Annotated in this window: 19 protein-coding genes; 7 read left to right on the forward strand and 12 right to left on the reverse strand. The window is 39.5% G+C overall.

The genetic code is table 11. The features are described 5' to 3' along the window. From potE to PAND9192_RS14205, 4 genes are all read right to left on the reverse strand, one after another. Positions 1-950, reverse strand: a 950-nt coding sequence (gene potE / locus PAND9192_RS14190) for a putrescine-ornithine antiporter (RefSeq protein ID WP_087854434.1), incomplete at its 3' end; no start/stop codon positions are given. 719 nt (positions 951-1,669) lie between these two features. Continuing rightward, positions 1,670-2,137, reverse strand: coding sequence for an outer membrane lipoprotein (locus tag PAND9192_RS14195; protein WP_065169217.1), 468 nt, complete (start codon positions 2,135-2,137; stop codon positions 1,670-1,672). Between the two features lie 131 nt (positions 2,138-2,268). Next, positions 2,269-2,850, reverse strand: coding sequence for a tRNA-uridine aminocarboxypropyltransferase (locus PAND9192_RS14200; protein WP_087854313.1), 582 nt, complete (start codon positions 2,848-2,850; stop codon positions 2,269-2,271). 81 nt (positions 2,851-2,931) lie between these two features. After that, entirely contained in the window at positions 2,932-3,351 is a 420-nt protein-coding gene (locus PAND9192_RS14205; protein WP_087854314.1) for a COG3650 family protein, read from the reverse strand. Between the two features lie 61 nt (positions 3,352-3,412). Between PAND9192_RS14205 and PAND9192_RS14210 the strand changes: the two genes are divergently transcribed. Next, positions 3,413-3,871, forward strand: coding sequence for an EVE domain-containing protein (locus tag PAND9192_RS14210; protein WP_087854315.1), 459 nt, complete (start codon positions 3,413-3,415; stop codon positions 3,869-3,871). A gap of 75 nt (positions 3,872-3,946) precedes the next feature. On the opposite strand, the gene PAND9192_RS14215 is transcribed toward PAND9192_RS14210, so the two are convergent. Continuing rightward, positions 3,947-4,750 carry a Cof-type HAD-IIB family hydrolase gene (locus tag PAND9192_RS14215; protein ID WP_087854316.1) on the reverse strand — a complete coding sequence of 268 codons (804 nt, stop codon included), beginning with the start codon at positions 4,748-4,750 and terminating at the stop codon, positions 3,947-3,949. Between the two features lie 165 nt (positions 4,751-4,915). Beyond that, complete coding sequence (locus tag PAND9192_RS14220; protein WP_234999154.1) at positions 4,916-5,884, reverse strand: alpha/beta fold hydrolase; 969 nt, start codon at positions 5,882-5,884, stop codon at positions 4,916-4,918. A gap of 199 nt (positions 5,885-6,083) precedes the next feature. Here PAND9192_RS14220 and rhtB point away from each other — a divergent pair, with 199 nt between their 5' ends. Both rhtB and PAND9192_RS14230 read left to right on the forward strand, forming a co-directional pair. Then, positions 6,084-6,701 carry a homoserine/homoserine lactone efflux protein gene (rhtB, locus tag PAND9192_RS14225; RefSeq protein WP_087854317.1) on the forward strand — a complete coding sequence of 206 codons (618 nt, stop codon included), beginning with the start codon at positions 6,084-6,086 and terminating at the stop codon, positions 6,699-6,701. Positions 6,702-6,776: 75 nt separating this feature from the next. Continuing rightward, complete coding sequence (locus tag PAND9192_RS14230; RefSeq protein ID WP_087854318.1) at positions 6,777-8,003, forward strand: EAL and HDOD domain-containing protein; 1,227 nt, start codon at positions 6,777-6,779, stop codon at positions 8,001-8,003. Positions 8,004-8,142: 139 nt separating this feature from the next. Here PAND9192_RS14230 and PAND9192_RS14235 read toward each other — a convergent pair whose 3' ends face one another. The 3 genes from PAND9192_RS14235 to PAND9192_RS14245 all read right to left on the reverse strand — a co-directional run bounded on the left by PAND9192_RS14235 (position 8,143) and on the right by PAND9192_RS14245 (position 10,607). Further along, entirely contained in the window at positions 8,143-8,619 is a 477-nt protein-coding gene (locus PAND9192_RS14235; protein WP_087854319.1) for a Dps family protein, read from the reverse strand. A 141-nt stretch (positions 8,620-8,760) separates the two neighbouring features. After that, on the reverse strand, positions 8,761-9,648 hold the full coding sequence (locus tag PAND9192_RS14240; protein WP_087854320.1) for a patatin-like phospholipase family protein: 888 nt from the start codon (positions 9,646-9,648) through the stop codon (positions 8,761-8,763). A gap of 119 nt (positions 9,649-9,767) precedes the next feature. Next, entirely contained in the window at positions 9,768-10,607 is an 840-nt protein-coding gene (locus tag PAND9192_RS14245; RefSeq protein WP_087854321.1) for a LysR family transcriptional regulator, read from the reverse strand. 205 nt (positions 10,608-10,812) lie between these two features. Between PAND9192_RS14245 and PAND9192_RS14250 the strand changes: the two genes are divergently transcribed. Both PAND9192_RS14250 and PAND9192_RS14255 read left to right on the forward strand, forming a co-directional pair. Further along, complete coding sequence (locus tag PAND9192_RS14250) at positions 10,813-11,535, forward strand: SDR family oxidoreductase (RefSeq protein WP_060997722.1); 723 nt, start codon at positions 10,813-10,815, stop codon at positions 11,533-11,535. Positions 11,536-11,684: 149 nt separating this feature from the next. Continuing rightward, entirely contained in the window at positions 11,685-12,689 is a 1,005-nt protein-coding gene (locus PAND9192_RS14255) for an acyltransferase (protein ID WP_087854322.1), read from the forward strand. Positions 12,690-12,738: 49 nt separating this feature from the next. Here the strand turns inward: PAND9192_RS14255 and PAND9192_RS14260 are convergent, their stop codons facing one another. Next, a complete protein-coding gene (locus PAND9192_RS14260; RefSeq protein WP_060997724.1) occupies positions 12,739-13,071 on the reverse strand; it encodes a DUF2500 domain-containing protein in 333 nt (110 codons plus the stop codon). Positions 13,072-13,254: 183 nt separating this feature from the next. On the opposite strand from PAND9192_RS14260, the gene PAND9192_RS14265 reads away from it, so the two are divergent. Together PAND9192_RS14265 and PAND9192_RS14270 are read left to right on the forward strand one after the other, a co-directional pair. Further along, positions 13,255-13,620 carry a DUF4145 domain-containing protein gene (locus PAND9192_RS14265; protein WP_087854323.1) on the forward strand — a complete coding sequence of 122 codons (366 nt, stop codon included), beginning with the start codon at positions 13,255-13,257 and terminating at the stop codon, positions 13,618-13,620. An 868-nt stretch (positions 13,621-14,488) separates the two neighbouring features. Continuing rightward, the gene (locus PAND9192_RS14270) at positions 14,489-14,806 is read left to right on the forward strand and encodes a putative signal transducing protein (protein ID WP_060997726.1); all 318 of its coding nucleotides are present in this window, start codon (positions 14,489-14,491) and stop codon (positions 14,804-14,806) included. Between the two features lie 58 nt (positions 14,807-14,864). Here the strand turns inward: PAND9192_RS14270 and PAND9192_RS14275 are convergent, their stop codons facing one another. Further along, entirely contained in the window at positions 14,865-15,131 is a 267-nt protein-coding gene (locus tag PAND9192_RS14275) for a DUF1145 domain-containing protein (RefSeq protein WP_036789251.1), read from the reverse strand. Beyond that, entirely contained in the window at positions 15,128-15,733 is a 606-nt protein-coding gene (gene rsmD, locus PAND9192_RS14280) for a 16S rRNA (guanine(966)-N(2))-methyltransferase RsmD (protein ID WP_065169232.1), read from the reverse strand. The genes PAND9192_RS14275 and rsmD overlap by 4 nt, the downstream gene beginning before the upstream one ends. Positions 15,734-15,772 lie beyond the last annotated feature (39 nt).

Below are 15,772 nucleotides of genomic sequence, written 5' to 3' on the forward strand. Positions count from 1 at the left end.
GTTTTAGCAAAGATTTTAGGGAATAGACCTTCATCTGCTGCCGCTTTAGAAACCTGTGCGTTAGTGAACTGCCAGCCAAGTAGTGAACCGATACATGCGATAACTGCTGCTAGAGTAACGATGTTACCTACCATAGGGTTAAACATGTGGCTGAACACTAGACCAAACGGTGCAGTTGATGCTGATAGCTCGGCGTTAGGAATGATACCTTGAATAACACCAGTAGATGCAATGTAGATAACAGCTGCGAAACCAGTACCAAATAGTACTGCAAGTGGTACGTTACGCTCTGGGTTTTCAACAGCATCAGAGTTAGCACCCGCAGATTCAATACCTAGGAAAGCCCATAAAGTCAGTGCGATACCAGAAGATACTGAGTGCATTGTAGTATCGTGGTGTGGGTTCCATGCGTTCATGAATGTTTGTGGATCGAACCACCACCAACCGATGATAGACAGACCAGCAACAGGAATAATGATACCCCAAACAGTAAATGCTGAGATTTGACCTGTGATCTTAGGACCACCAAAGTTAGCTACCATTGTTAGGATTAGGATAGCAACCACACCAAAGAAAGTGTGAATCGGTGTATCAAGCCAAGGCATAAATGGTTTGATATAACCTAACGCTGAAACAGCAATCGCAACACAGCTAATTACCAAACACACGTAGTAAGTGTAAGAAGAGATAAAGAAAGATGATTTTCCGTGTGCTTCTTCTGCGTAAGCTGACATACCGCCAGAGCGTTTACAAAATGCACCACATTTAGCAAACGTGTAAGCAATACACATTGCGCCTAACGCAGTTACAATCCAAGATAACATTGAAATTGCACCAACTTGCGCCAAGCTTGCTGGTAGCATAATAATACCAGAACCCATCATGTTAACTGCAACAAGTACAGTTAAGCCAACGAGTCCCATTTTTTTAGTGTCAGTATTCGATGACATTATATTCACCTGTGATTAGGAAAGATATAAACGCTATATGTATAGTTTATTTATCGTAATGAAAATAAAGTCATGTTAATTAAATTATGCTAACTAATAATCACCATTAAATTATTTTTTTGACTGTCTTACGTAACCAAAAAAATAAGTTAAAGATAAATTTACTTAGTTATTATTACTTAATTACATCACCGTTTAGTTATTTAACGAGTGCTATGATGCTGCTATTTTGATAAAAAAAAAACCGTAAAACCGCAAAGAAACGTTGCAGATTTAGAGAGTAAATGAAGAACGAGTATCGTTATTCGATCGCTTAATTTCGTCAAAATGAATATTGAATGAATAAATAATAATAGTGATAAATTAAATTGTGATTAATAACAGTAAGTTGTGATTACCACCAGATGAGATTTGTTATACAAATTAGGGTGTGAGTGCTATAAGCATAAAATAGTTATGCATTAATTATGATGTTACATGTTTTAGGCTGAAAAAAGTTTTTTTTAAAAAAATGCAACACAAGCGCAGATAATGGCTATTTAGATGGAAAAGAACCGTAATAAAGGCAATAGATAACAGCTCTGACAGCCTACTGACGCAGTGACATGATACATACATGGATGCATAGACGGCTAAGCAGCCATGCTGAAAAGCAGAAATTTGAATAATAAAAAAGGAGCCGCAGCTCCTTTTGGTAGAAAATGATATGGAAAAGATGATTAAGCAGGTGTTACTCGTGAAGTGCCATCAGCACTTTCATTAACTTGAACGCGTTCGCCGGCTTGGAACATTACTTGCGGGTTTACTTGTTGCACAATAGACACGGTACGGCCGCTGTCCATTTTAATGGTCAGATTAACCCCGTTACGCTTTGTGGCTTGATTACCAGCTTCATTACCTAAGAAGCCACCCAGTAATGCACCACCAATTGAGGCGATTTCTGAACCTTTACCACCACCAACACCAGAACCTAAAATACCACCAATCGCGCCGCCAGCTAATGTACCAATACCATTACCGTTACCGTTTAGAGTAACCGCTTGGGTGCGTACAACGGTACCATAATAGACTTGTTGCATTTGACGAGCATCATTTACATTGTAGGCATTGCCGTAAGGGTTAGCTGCACAACCGGCAAGGCCTAAAGTTGAGGCGATGATAACAACGGCAAGGATTTTGGTTTTCATGGTATAAGCTTCGCTAAAAATACAGTGTATAAAATTGAGTATTGCTAATCTGAGCCTTTTTATTTAGAAAATAAAGCCGTAAATCTGATATTACAAAAACAACTATTAGCATGATTTAAGCACTAGTGAGTTTATTTCGCGTGACCACTTTTGTCGGCATGATAGATCTCAATAAAATGAGTAAAGTAATCTTGTAGTTGTTGTGCTGCTTGGGGTTGATGCAGTTGTTTTAATAATTCAATACCGACCTCACAGGTGCAAAGGTGACCGGGTTTCTGGTTACGGCGCAGCGAATAAGATGATGTATTTTGGGGAGTTAATGCGATACGGGGTAATTGATTAAGCCACGAACTTTTACGTACCATTTTACGTGCTTCTTGCCAGGTAGCATCAATAATAATTAGCAATAGCTTGGTGTTATTGGTTGTTGGTAGCGTTAACGGCGTCGCTAAGTGTTGCTCGTCACTCGGAAATACTAACCAAGCTTGATAATCAGGGTGTTGTAATTGATCCAATAATGCTTGCGGTGGCTGTGTACGATGCCACATTTCGACACGGCAGCTGGGCAGCGTACGCGTCATTAATATGCCAGTATTGGTATCTTTGCTAGATTCACGAGCATGAGTTAGTAGTACAAAATCGGCGGCTGATTGTAATTGTGGTTCGATAGCGCAAATACAATTAAATTTAAACCCGCAACGCAGACAAGCCATGTTTTTTCTCGTGATCAATGATAAAGGTGGCAGTGTGGCATAACGCCACCTTTGAGTCACGATAGAGAACCATAATAGCGATTATTGACGCTGTAGAATTAACCCTTCGACACCGAGTTGATAGGTTTGACCATCGACGGTTTCTTGTTGAGTGCTAAGTTGTTCACTGTGGGGATCGTAACTATAAATACGTTCGCTATTAAGTGGGCGTCCTTGGTGAGTGGTCATAGTAACCTTAACACGGGTTGGGTTAATTGCTTGCCAATGACCAGTTTCTAATAAATCAGGATCACCATTAGTGTAGGTATAGGTTGTTGTTGCAGCATGATCAGCACTTAAGTGAAGATGTGTGGTTAGTCCCATTTCGGTATCACTTTTATAATTCCCCACCCATTGTGATTCGGCAGGATCGCTTTTAAATGCAGACGGAATCCAGCTAGCACAGCCTGATAAGGTGGTTGCTGCTAATAATAGCGCAAGTGATAAGCGTGGGTATGTCATTATGTACTCTCTATGATAGGCTCAATTTCTACATTGAAATTAGCACAATTAGGGGAAATCAATGGCGTATTGGTTATTTAAAACTGAACCAGATACCTTTTCAATAGACACTTTAAAACACCAAAAAGTTTCACCATGGGAAGGGGTTCGTAATTATCAAGCGCGAAATATGCTCCGTGATGAGATTAAATGCGGCGATCAAGTACTGATTTACCATTCTTCTTGTAAAGATATTGGTGTGGTTGGTATCGCAAAGGTGGTGAAAGAGGCTTACCCTGATCATTTTCAATTTGAGCCAACAAGCGCTTATTACGATCCAAAAGCGACCACTGAAAATTCACCGTGGGTAATGGTCGATATTGAATATCAACAACATTTACGCTTAGTCAGTTTAGCTCGAATGAAAAAGACACCTGAATTAGCAGCAATGCCATTAGTAAAAAGAGGTAATCGATTGAGTGTAATGCCAGTAACGGCTGCTGAGTGGCAACAGATATTAGCGATGACGGGGCAATTTTAATCAAAAACAGTGACAACATAGAAGGCTATGACTGTCACTGTTTGCGTTATTTAGCTTAATAAAGCAGTATTCAAACTAGCGTGTTAGTAGATGTTGCTCTAAATAATGAGCGACTGCTTCATCCGCATTTGAGCCGATCACTTCATTATTTGGCAGAGCTAATTTGACCTTCTCATGTGAAGTACCCATAACTAGCCCTTTACCAGCCATTGCTAACATTTCAGCGTCATTCATACCATCACCAAAGGCGATACAGTCAGCCAATTTATAGCCTAGTGCTTCTGCAACCGCTTGAAGTGCGTGACCTTTTGATACGCCAGCATCCATCACTTCAAGACACCATGGTGTAGAAAAGGCAATATTGGCCTTATCACTAAAATGTGCATTAAAAATTTGTTCCCATTTCACCAGAGCTTCATGATCTTCGTCATCACGGGTAAAGAATACTTTAGCTACGTCATCGACCGGTGGATTGTTAACATCAAATAAGTGATAACTAAAGCTATCGTGGAATTCTTTTAATTGCTCATTGTCATTATTGAGCAGCCATTGATCGCCACGGTACATGTGAATATGTAAAGCCGGATCATCTTTAGCAAGGCTAATCACACCACGAATAACATCAGCACTGAGATTTTGTTGAAAAACAAGCTCGCCCTGACAGTTATGTACGCGTGCGCCATTGGAAGTGATCATATAAGCGGGAATGGCTAGTTTTTCACGTATCTCTGCAACATCAATATGATGACGACCGGTTGCAAACACGAAATTTATATTTTTCTGGGCAAGGCGTTGTAATACATCACGCGTAAATGGCGCAATTTTATGGTCGGGATTTAGTAATGTGCCATCTAAATCTGAAGCAACAATTTGATACATGAAAGCTCTCAATAAATAGAAATATAGCGAAAGGTAAGATAACAAGATCTAATGTGAGTCGCTTATATTAAACCACTATGAGAGATAAAAAGGGGTTAATATAACTAATAAGTTTTTCCGCTTTTATTTTTGTGATGACGTAGTCTTTTTGGCGTTATTTACGCCTTATGAGGTCGCAAAATGGTTGCAAATTTCAGTTAGAGCAATATTACGATATTGATCACTTTCAAATAATAATTCGTGACGGGCATCAGCAATGGTGACTAATCGGCTTTTAGTCGGTATTTGTTGGCAAAAACGAGCATGGGCTTGATTATCGACAATATGATCAGCACTGCCTTGTAATACCAAGGTTGGAGTGGTGATGTTGGGTGCTTCGTCAATACTGGCACGAGCGGCTGCAATGCTTTGCCAGACCCAACGATTACTTGCTCCCCCTAAGCGAATTTGAGGGTATTGTTGATAAAGGTCTTTAACCCATTGAAAGCGTACTTCACTGTGTGTCAGTGGATTATTAACAAATGGTTTTGGATAATAACCGCATTGTCCTGGCGCATAAGTAGGTTGGCGATGAAGATGATCGTTCAGGCGAGCCAGTGGCTCAGCAATAAATCGTAAACTTGGCTTAAGATGAATACCATGCATTGGTGCGCTTAATACCGCACGGTCAAAAATAGTCGAGTAACGGGCAAGGAGTAGGCTACTGATTGTCCCCCCCATTGAATGACCTAATAGATAATGATGTTGATAGCCTTGTGGTTTTACAATATCAGTAATAAAGCGATGCAGGTCGGCAACATAATTATCAAATTGTTCGATATACCCCATTTCAGCATCAGCGATCAGTCGTTGTGACATTCCTTGACCACGATGATCAAGTGCGTAAATATGGTAGCCCTGATTGATTAAATCAAAAAATAATTCCTGATATTTGTAATAACTCTCAATTCGACCGTTAACAACTACGATGACTTTATCACTGTGCCCCGGAGTTAAACTTACCCAACTCAGTTGGCAATCGTTAGCACCTTGCAATGTGCCTTGATGCCGCTGGTGCCATAATGCAGAAATTGGACCTGCCATCATAGTGTTGAAGCTAGCTTCTTGTGAAAAAGGCAAGGTTGAGTGGGTCATAATGTTTCCGAAAGTTGTGAACTACGAGGCAAAGTCTTTAATGATATTTGCACGGATAAGCTATCTCGTTGCTTATTATCATCTTTGCCAGTATACATTATTTATTGAGGGTAGCGTAACCGAGCAATAATTTGCTTGGTGGCTGGGTTTCAGGGTATAACGACATCCTTTGAGTATTTGAATCGTAAGGGAATATTAAATGAATATTGAGATCTGGCTTGCCTATGTCGTTGCTGCCATTGTCTTTAGTTTTGCACCTGGATCTGGCACCGTTAACTCGATCAGTAATGGTATGGTATATGGTTGGCGTAAATCCTTAGCATCAATTGTTGGCTTACAATTAGGTATGGCTGTTCACATTATATTGGTGGGGGTTGGGCTTGGCGCATTAGTTGCGCAGTCAGCGTTGGCGTTTACATTGATTAAATGGATCGGCGTCGGGTATTTGGTGTGGCTAGGTATTCAGAAGTGGCGCGAACATAGTACATTAGCGCTAGAGGATGTTGATAAGGCAGTTACAAGTAAGTGCTTATTTCAACGTGCAGTATTAGTGAACCTTACTAACCCTAAAACGATTGTATTTTTAGTCGCTTTATTTCCACAATTTATTGATACCACTCAACCACAATTACCGCAGCTATTAATTTTAGGTTCAACGACACTAATCATTGATGCTGGAGTAATGCTGTTTTATGTTTGTTTAGCATCTCGTTTTACCGGTTATATTCGCTCAGCAACAGTGATGACACGTCTTAATCGTATTTTTGGATCGATGTTTATTGGTTGTGGTGCGTTACTTGCCTTAGCACGTGCATAAGATTCACATCAGCGGATGTTATTTATTTCAATTGAAATAGACCATTAATCACTGTTATCGAAAGGTATTATTAGCATGTTTTCTTATGTTGCTCGCCAACCTATTTTTAATCGTTGTCAACAGACGATTGGATATGAGCTGTTATTTCGTGATGGTGAGTATAATGCCTTTCCTAATATTGATGCTGATCAGGCAACCTGTCGGCTTGTAGTTGAAAACTATATGGCTATTGGTGATGACTATGCTTATCGCGGTCAACGCAATTTTATTAACTTCCCACAACATTGTTTAGTCACTCTAATGCCTCTTTTGCTACCAAAAAATAAAGTGGTGATTGAAATTTTGGAGACCTGTACGCCAGATGATGAGTTGTTTTTAGCGATTAAGCATTTGCATCAAAAAGGTTATATTATAGCGCTCGATGATTTTGAGTATGATATTCGATGGCAGCGTTTCTTTCGTTATGTTCATATTATTAAACTTGATTTGCTAATGCTTGGCTTGGAAAAAGCCTGTGAATTTGTGCGTAATAATCGTCATATGAAAGTAAAGTTTTTAGCTGAAAAAGTTGAAACCTATACCGATTTTCAAGCCTCGCTTCATGCGGGGTTTGACCTTTTTCAAGGTTACTACTTTAGCCGTCCTGAGCTTGTTAAACGACGTAAAGTGGCAGCATCTGAGTTAACCACTATTCAATTATTACAAGCGATTAGTAGTGAACCGGTTAATTTTGCTGAGATTGAAAATATTATTAGTAGTGACGTATCACTGTCTTATTTATTGCTGCGTTATGTCAATCAAACCAACCGTAGATTAATTAAGCCGATCAGTTCATTTCATCAGGCGTTAGTGTATTTAGGTGAAGAAAAACTGCGAATGTTTGTTGGTGTAGTGGCAACTGCACATGCGGCACTTGATAAACCTAAAGCTTTATATGCATTATCGTTACAGCGAGCAAAAATGTGTGAAAAGTTGGTTGATTGCAGTGCGTTGACATTACCACCGCAACAGGCATTTTTAGCTGGAATGTTTTCATTATTAGATGCGTTATTAGACAGTTCGTTAGCTGAACTGTTAGAACTGTTAAAGTTACAGCCTAATATTCAAATGGCATTATTATATCGAGAGGGGCAACTTGGGCAGGTATTAAACTTAGTTGATGCCTTTGATAAAGCAGATTGGCAGCAGGTAACGATTGAATGTTGCCGATTAGGAATATCAGAACAACAAGTACAGCAGAGTTATTTACAAGCAGTAGCATGGGCGGAAAAGTGCGTGCAAATTAATAATCCACCTTCATAAAAAACGGGGCCATAAAGACCCCAAAAGAACCATATAATGTATTGCTATAGTCAGGCGGGTCGCCTTTAATAAATATACTCACATCACATAAGTATATTTTAATCAGTGGATGACTAACTCACTGACTGGGTATCTGTTATTACTGTAAATAAGCGTTAAGCATCCACAATAATTTTTCTTGTTCGCGAATATAATCACCCATCAATGCCGCTGTACCTTCGTCATTCGCATCGCCAGCAGCAATAAGAATTCGACGCTGTTGGCCAAGTAAGATACTAAAACCATTTACTAAACCTTGCACAGCTTGTAAGCCATCACTAATGTTTTGATGTTCTTTGATCTCAGTTGTTGCTAAATAGCAACTAAAGCTATGATTCGGTGTGTAGCCTAAAGTTAAAATACGCTCAGCTAATTCATCAACTTTGAGTTGAAGATCAGTATAAATCTCTTCAAACTTTAAATGTAATTCGAAAAATTGTTGGCCTTTAATATTCCAATGATAGCCACGACTATTCATATAAAATACTTGATAATTAGCTAATAATTGGTTGAGGTCAGTGGCCAGCGCTTGGGCTTTATCACTGTCAATACCGATTAAATTGGTTTGGTGAGCCATGATGTATTCCTCATAAATAAGTAAAAAACGAAAAGCTATTCCGTTTTGATGTAGCGAGTATAGATAAAAGCCATTAATAGGTATAACTGTTAATATCTATTACAACGATAGTTTTAACCTATTACATTGTGGTGGCATAGATCAGGCGACTAATGACTCGGGATCACAATGTTCACCTTCGCAAGGGATGATGCCACATACTCGATGGCCAGCTTGCTTACCTTGCAAATAACCTTGTTCTAATTTGTTAAGATTGCGGGTTAAGCGACCAACCTGAAAGTTTTGATTCGGTGCAATTACGGTAATAGTGCAATCTGATGGCGGATTATTAATAAAATCAAGCGCAGCATTATAGCGACGAGCACGGGTCATTACTGCTGTTGCAAAAGCAGGGTGATCATGAAACATTGATTTGATTAACCACGGTAATTTGGTGTCGTGTTTATGAAATCCTAATGGCTTGGATAAAATAACCGTAATGTTACGTGCGCCACGACGATAAGCCTCAATTACAGGAATAGAATCACCGATTCCACCATCACTCATTGCAATGCCATTAACTGTAGGGTTATTGCGGTACGCAACAGGTAAAGCGCAGGTCGCTTCCATTACTGGTGTAATGTTATTGCGAGTGACTTTGATGTATTCAGCTTGACCTGTTTCTAAATTGGTTGTGGTGGCATATAGCGGAATTTGACGTTGTTCATAGTGAAATAAATTAAGCGGTAAATAACGCGAAGTTGTACGCCATAGCCAGTCAATATCGGTTAAGTGACCGCCATGGGTAAAGCGTGAAAAATTGATAAATTGTGGGTCACGTGAATATTGGGTAATAATTTTATGACTGCGGCCATAATTACCACTTAAATAGCCAATGAGATTGGTTGCGCCTGCTGAAACGCCAATTGCAAAGTCAAACGGCGAATAGTTATTTTCTAAAAATGCATCCAGCACACCACTGGCAAAAATACCGCGCATAGCGCCGCCTTCGACAACCAATGCATGAGAAGTGTGTTGAGCTGTATTCATGACATAACCTATTTATTAAATCGCCGTTAACTAAGGCCGCAGCATAAACAGGTTTACGCGTATAAAAAATTCGATTTTTCTTATTGTTGTAATAGGCAAAACTTAATCGTTGATTAATGCTAGCAAGGGTTATGTTGACTTAAGACCTTAATGCAAGCCGCTAAAGCGGGATTGAGGGTTTTAGTTGCCGGGTAGCATAATCCTAAGCGGCGGAACATGCGTGGTCCTTCAAGTGGTACAGTCACTAATTGATTGGCGCTTTCTAGTACTCCCGTTGGTAGAAAAGAGATCCCTAATCCAGCCTGAACCAAATGCATTACTTGGGTTTTGTGTTCCGCTTTAGCTACTAAATTAACCGACAAACCATCACAGGCTAATAAACCAATTGTTTGTTGATGAGCCTCACAAGGTGGGCATTCAATAAAATCGTGCTGGTGTAACTGTTGTGGTGACACGCTGGTTAACTTAGCTAACGGGTGGTTGGGTAACATGCACAATACATAATCTTCTTCCCATAATGGTAAAAAAATCTCATCTTCAGCTTTAAACATATCAAGTGTAATACGTGCATCAGCAGGGCAATCGTGATCAACTAATTCTAATAAAACATTTGGGATCTGCTGTTGCAGCTGCTTAAATATTGCCGCTAATTGGGTTTGGCTAAGATCAGCAAAGTTAGCCAAAGTTAGTGGTAATTTTTCTGTACGTTGCTGAAATAGTTGTGGCAGCGTGTTAACGTCATTGAGCAATCGAATCGCTAATGGATATAAGTAATGAGCCTCGTTAGTTAGATTGACGCCTTTTTTGTGGCGAATAAACAGCTGGGTGGCAAGTTCTTGTTCTAATTGTTTGATGCCGCTAGATATAGAAGGTTGTGATACACAGCAGCGTTCGGCGGCTAAGGTAATGTTTTTTTCTTCATAAACCGCAATAAAGAACCGTAATAAGCGTAAATCCATCAACTGATACTCACTTAAAAAAGACCTTATTAGCCTACCACATTGTTGAAACTTATGACGACAGCAAGTTATCCATAGTTTTTTTTGATGATAAGCCAAGGAAATTGATATTTTTCAGTTATGAAAATTCGTTCTATAGTTATTGCCATCAACAGCATCTTAGCTGACTGCATCAAGTGTGCGGTTTATTCTAGAGGAAAAAACTATGTCAAAATCTTTAGTCGTGATCACCGGTGCAAGCTCAGGTATTGGTGAAGCAACAGCACGTAAATTATCAGCAGAAGGCTACCCATTATTGCTATTGGCACGCCGTGTTGAACAAATGGAAGCACTAAATCTACCGAATACATTATGCCGTCAAGTTGATGTGACTGACGTACAAGCGATTGCGGCTGCCGTTGCAGAAGCTGAACAACAATTTGGCCCTGTCGATTGCTTGATCAATAACGCTGGTATGATGTTGCTTGGCCTTGCTGATGAGCAGGATCCTGCTGAATGGCAAACCATGTTTAACGTTAACGTGATGGGAATGTTGAATGGTATTCATGTTGTGCTTGCGAAAATGAAAGCGCGTAAGAGTGGTACAGTAATTAATATCAGCTCAATAGCGGGTCGTAAAACATTCCCTAACCATGCTGCTTATTGTGGTACTAAGTTTGCTGTGCATGCAATCACTGAAAACATTCGCGAAGAAGTGGCAGATGATAACGTGCGTTTTATTACTATTGCTCCAGGTGCAGTAGAAACTGAACTATTGACTCACACCAGTAGTGATGCAATTAAAGCGGGTTACGAAGAGTGGAAACAAGGTATGGGCGGTGTGATTGCACCACAAGATATCGCCAATGCGATCAGCTATGCTTATAACCAACCACAAAACTTGTGTATTCGTGAAATCGTATTAGCAGCAACGCGTCAACAGCCATAAGTCGTTATATCAATATCATAACAATATAACTAACCAATGAATGATTGCTGTTTTATTGGTGATATAGATACTTGTTATGCGCCGACTGCTATATTCAAAGCAGAGCCCTAAACGATTATGGCTCTGCTTTTGTCTATCGGGAGGTGTTGGTGAGAAATAAAGTCTGGTTTGTGGATTTACTGCGAGTGGTTGCAGCGCTAGCTGTGGTGGTGATTCATGTTCTTGGCCCCTATCGAGATCAGATCGGTCAATTACCCGATTGGCAATGGATCAGTGCCATCACCATTAATAGCCTCAGTCGCTGGGCTGTACCTGTCTTTATCATGATTACGGGCGCATTAATGCTCAGTGATCAGCGTCCTTTTGAGCCTGTCTATTATATTAAGCGCCGTCTAGGTAAAGTTTTAGTGCCATTTTTAGTATGGTCAGTTTTTTACGCGTTATTTTCAGGTCTAACGACGAGTGGTTTTGATAGCAGCGTTAGTTGGTCGATACTGAAAAAAATGCCCACTCACGAAACCTATTACCATCTTGGTTTTTTCTATTATTTCATTCCTCTTTATCTACTGATTCCAATCATTCAATGGTGGGTCCAAAAAGCAGAGCCAGGGCAAGTGAAAGGGGTGATCATGGTATGGTTAGTGATCACGGGTTTATACCTGTTTTATATCGATGGCTTATGGAGTGAAACCTACTTACTTTATAGCGGCTATTTATTGTTAGGTTACTGCCTGTATCAATATCGTTGGCCAAGTTTGATGGTGTTATTACCGTTAGCTGTGATTGCACTAGTGGCGACCGATTATAATGTTATTAGCCATAGTTTTGCGGCCAATGAATATAAGATGGGACGCTGGATGTCGTATAAAACCTTGAATACGGCATTGGTTGCGGCGACTGTTTTCTTATTGTGTCGTTGGGCGAGTGACAAATTACGCTTATCGACGCGCAATAAATTAGCATGGTTGAGTAAATATAGTCTTGGCGTGTATTTGATTCATCCGATTTTTTTGTGGCCACTGCGAGAGTATGATCTTTATTTTGCTAACCCTTTAATTGCGATTCCAGTATGGACCGTAATTGCTGCTAGTTTGGCGTTAGTAACTAGTTGGTTATTAAGCCGTAGTCGTTATTCGGCGTGGTTAGTGCCATAACTGAAGCTAGCTGTTTGCTCACCCATTGGCGAGCAAACAGCATTGTGGCTTATTGACGTTTTAATGCAAAATGAACAAATTGCTGACCGCGATAAGTCATAGTGCCAATATCTCCGGGATTTAAAGCGTGGTAATAATGAATACCAATCATAAATTCTCGTTTAGGCCCACCTGTTAGTGGCTGAACATAAAACCAATATTCCTCATCTTCTTCCCCTGGCTGTGCACCAATAATACGGTTAGTTTGTTTATCGAGAATTTGTACTTCAATTTTTTTTTCTGGTGCATCAAGACCTAAGATATGGCGGCGATAGTTATAACTAAAATACGCTAATGCCAATAAAAATAGCAGGCACAGTACGACAATAATCCATATCGGCATTCCCAAACTCCTTGGTGGTTAATAAGCTATATTAGATAAATACCGCGCTATTATTCACAGCAAATTTCTACATCCCTAGCTATGGATAATAAAATCGTGATCTAAATACAATTATTTTACTAAAACACTATATTGGATTGATAGCTTAGGTAAGGTAATGATTATTTAATATCGAGGGAGGTGATGATGGATATTGAGCAAGTGATTGATAAATCTCGTCGGCTAGAAGATTTACTGCGCCAACATTATCATGCTAAAGGTTCTGATTTAACGCAATTAGTTCACAGTTGTGATAATCGCTTTCCTGATGATATTGTGAATAAACTTAACCAGCTAGTGACTATGCATCAGCAAATAGTAACGACAGATGCATCAACGTCATCATCAAGAGATTATCAGCGTTTTATCGATTTATGTTCGGAGTGCGAGCAGGAGTTAATGCCACGTAGTAGCCGCTTGGTATGGGGGGTAGCAGTGGTATTACTTGGTGGTATTACCTTAGCTGCATTAGGGTTCTATTTTTATCATTGGCAACACATCACATTATAGCAATTAACCAAATTGATAACCCTGATAAAAAAATGGCGCCATTAGGCGCTATTTTTTTGTTTCTTAAATATGGCTTAGTAGATTATTGGTAGTGTCATTAAACCAACAACTACAGCAATCATGACAAGGCCTTGTTTTTGTGAGTGTGTAAGCATATTTTCGCATCCCTGATGGTGGTGTTTTTTATCTTGACAATTAAGATAACATTGTTTTGGTGGTGTTGGCAAGCTAAGCTGCCATATATCTAGTTTAAAAACATTTTACGTTGTCAATAAAAGCTATTTATCATCATTAAAACAGTGTTTTTATTGTTGTTATATTAATGTTGTTTTATTTTTTGGTTGCTTTGTTTTTTTTCAAGTTGTTGTTTTATTGTGTTATTTTTACTTTGTCTTCTTTTTTAATCTCTGTTTTTTTGTTTTTAATTATGTTTGTTGTTAAAAATGGTCAAAAATGGCTAATGTTTGATGGTATGGCTATTTAGTGATTGTTTTTTTGTTGTTGTATTTGTGGTGGTTATGTTTTTTGTGTATAAAATAGTTAAAGTGCTTGTTTTTCATTATGTTGGCGATTTTATTAGTATTTTTTTATGGGGTAATTGATTGTTGGGTGTGGGCGGATGTCTTTTGTGTTTATTTTTTGAGTTTTAATATGTAACTATTTGTTTTTGAATTGTTTGTTTGTTGTGTTTTTTCGCTTTTTATGGGGTTGTTTTGGGCTGTGTGGTTGGTGGTTATTGTTGTTATTGGGGCGTTTTCTTACTATGTGAGACTTAACCACTTACAGTTTCGGTTTAATATTAAAGATAGAGGCTTGAATGATGACTGCTATCTTTAATTAATGATAATTCACGTAATGAGGAAGGTGGATGACCGATCAGCAATGGCAATGTTTGTATGGCGCCAGTAATAGTTTAGAAGCCCATAGCGTTAAAGGCTTATTAGAAAATATGGGAATATCAGTCCGTTTAACTGGTGAGGCATTAGCGGCAGCAGCGGGTGAACTCCCCATGGGGGTTGTGGAGGTGCAGTTATGGGTAACCGCAGCTCAACGACCACAAGCGTTAGTTATTATTGAAAGCTATTTACGTAATGATTATCGAGATTGGTATTGTCGTCATTGTGGTGAGCTTAACCAGGGCCAATTTGAACTATGTTGGCAGTGTCAGCACGATAGCGCGGAGTAATAGTGGTGCAGTGTTGGTAGTAAAGCGAGCATCAATAATGTTGCTCGCTTTATCGGTGTTACATCATGTGCTTGCGACGAATATCAAGCAGTGCGAAGATACCAAAAATTAAAATTGACCAATGCTCCCAACGCGACATATTGATTTTATCGCCAAACGCACCTACAAAAATAAGCATTTGTAAGCCGTGCATCATGAACAGAAATGCGGTCATGATATAAAGCGCAATTGCTGAAACCCCTGGAAAAGGGTGAACGATATTAATGAACAATATTAACCATACTAAGGCTATCGCTATTTTGGCAGTAATGATCAGTGCTTTCATGGTTCCTCTCTAGCAAATAAGCGGTAGCAGACTTGGCCCGCGCTTTTTTCGCGATGTAAATGCCAGTGGCTAGGGATTGCCAACTGACCTAATTCCTTTTCAGCTTCAATATAAATCATTGCATGTGGTGTTAACCAGCCATTATTTTCTAACGCTGTGATAACATCTTGAATAAGATCTTTTCGAAACGGAGGATCAATAAAAACAATATCGTGCGGCGTACCTGTTTGTGACAAAAAGCGTAAGCTATCACTGTTAATGACGGTAGCATTGGTTGCTTTTACAGTATTGAGATTTACTGTTAGTTGCGCGGCAGCTGTTTTATCAAGCTCAAGCATAGTAACGCTTTCGGCACCACGTGAAAGCGCTTCAAAACTTAAGCCACCGCTGCCAGTAAAGAGGTCAAGGCATTTAGATTGATAAATGTCTTGCGCTAACCAGTTGAAAAGTGTTTCTTTGACACGGTCAGTGGTTGGGCGGAGTCCTTCGACATCATGAACGGGTAATTTGCGTCCACGCCATTGTCCGCTGATGATTCTAACGAACCCACCAGGACGATTATTTTGTGTTTTGCGAGTTGTTTGCTGTCTTCGCTGCGTCATAGATTTTTTTGACCGTTAAGAAAATGATAGTATACACCT

This window comes from Photobacterium andalusiense, from assembly GCF_900185625.1.
Classification (GTDB): Bacteria; Pseudomonadota; Gammaproteobacteria; order Enterobacterales; family Vibrionaceae; genus Photobacterium; species Photobacterium aquimaris.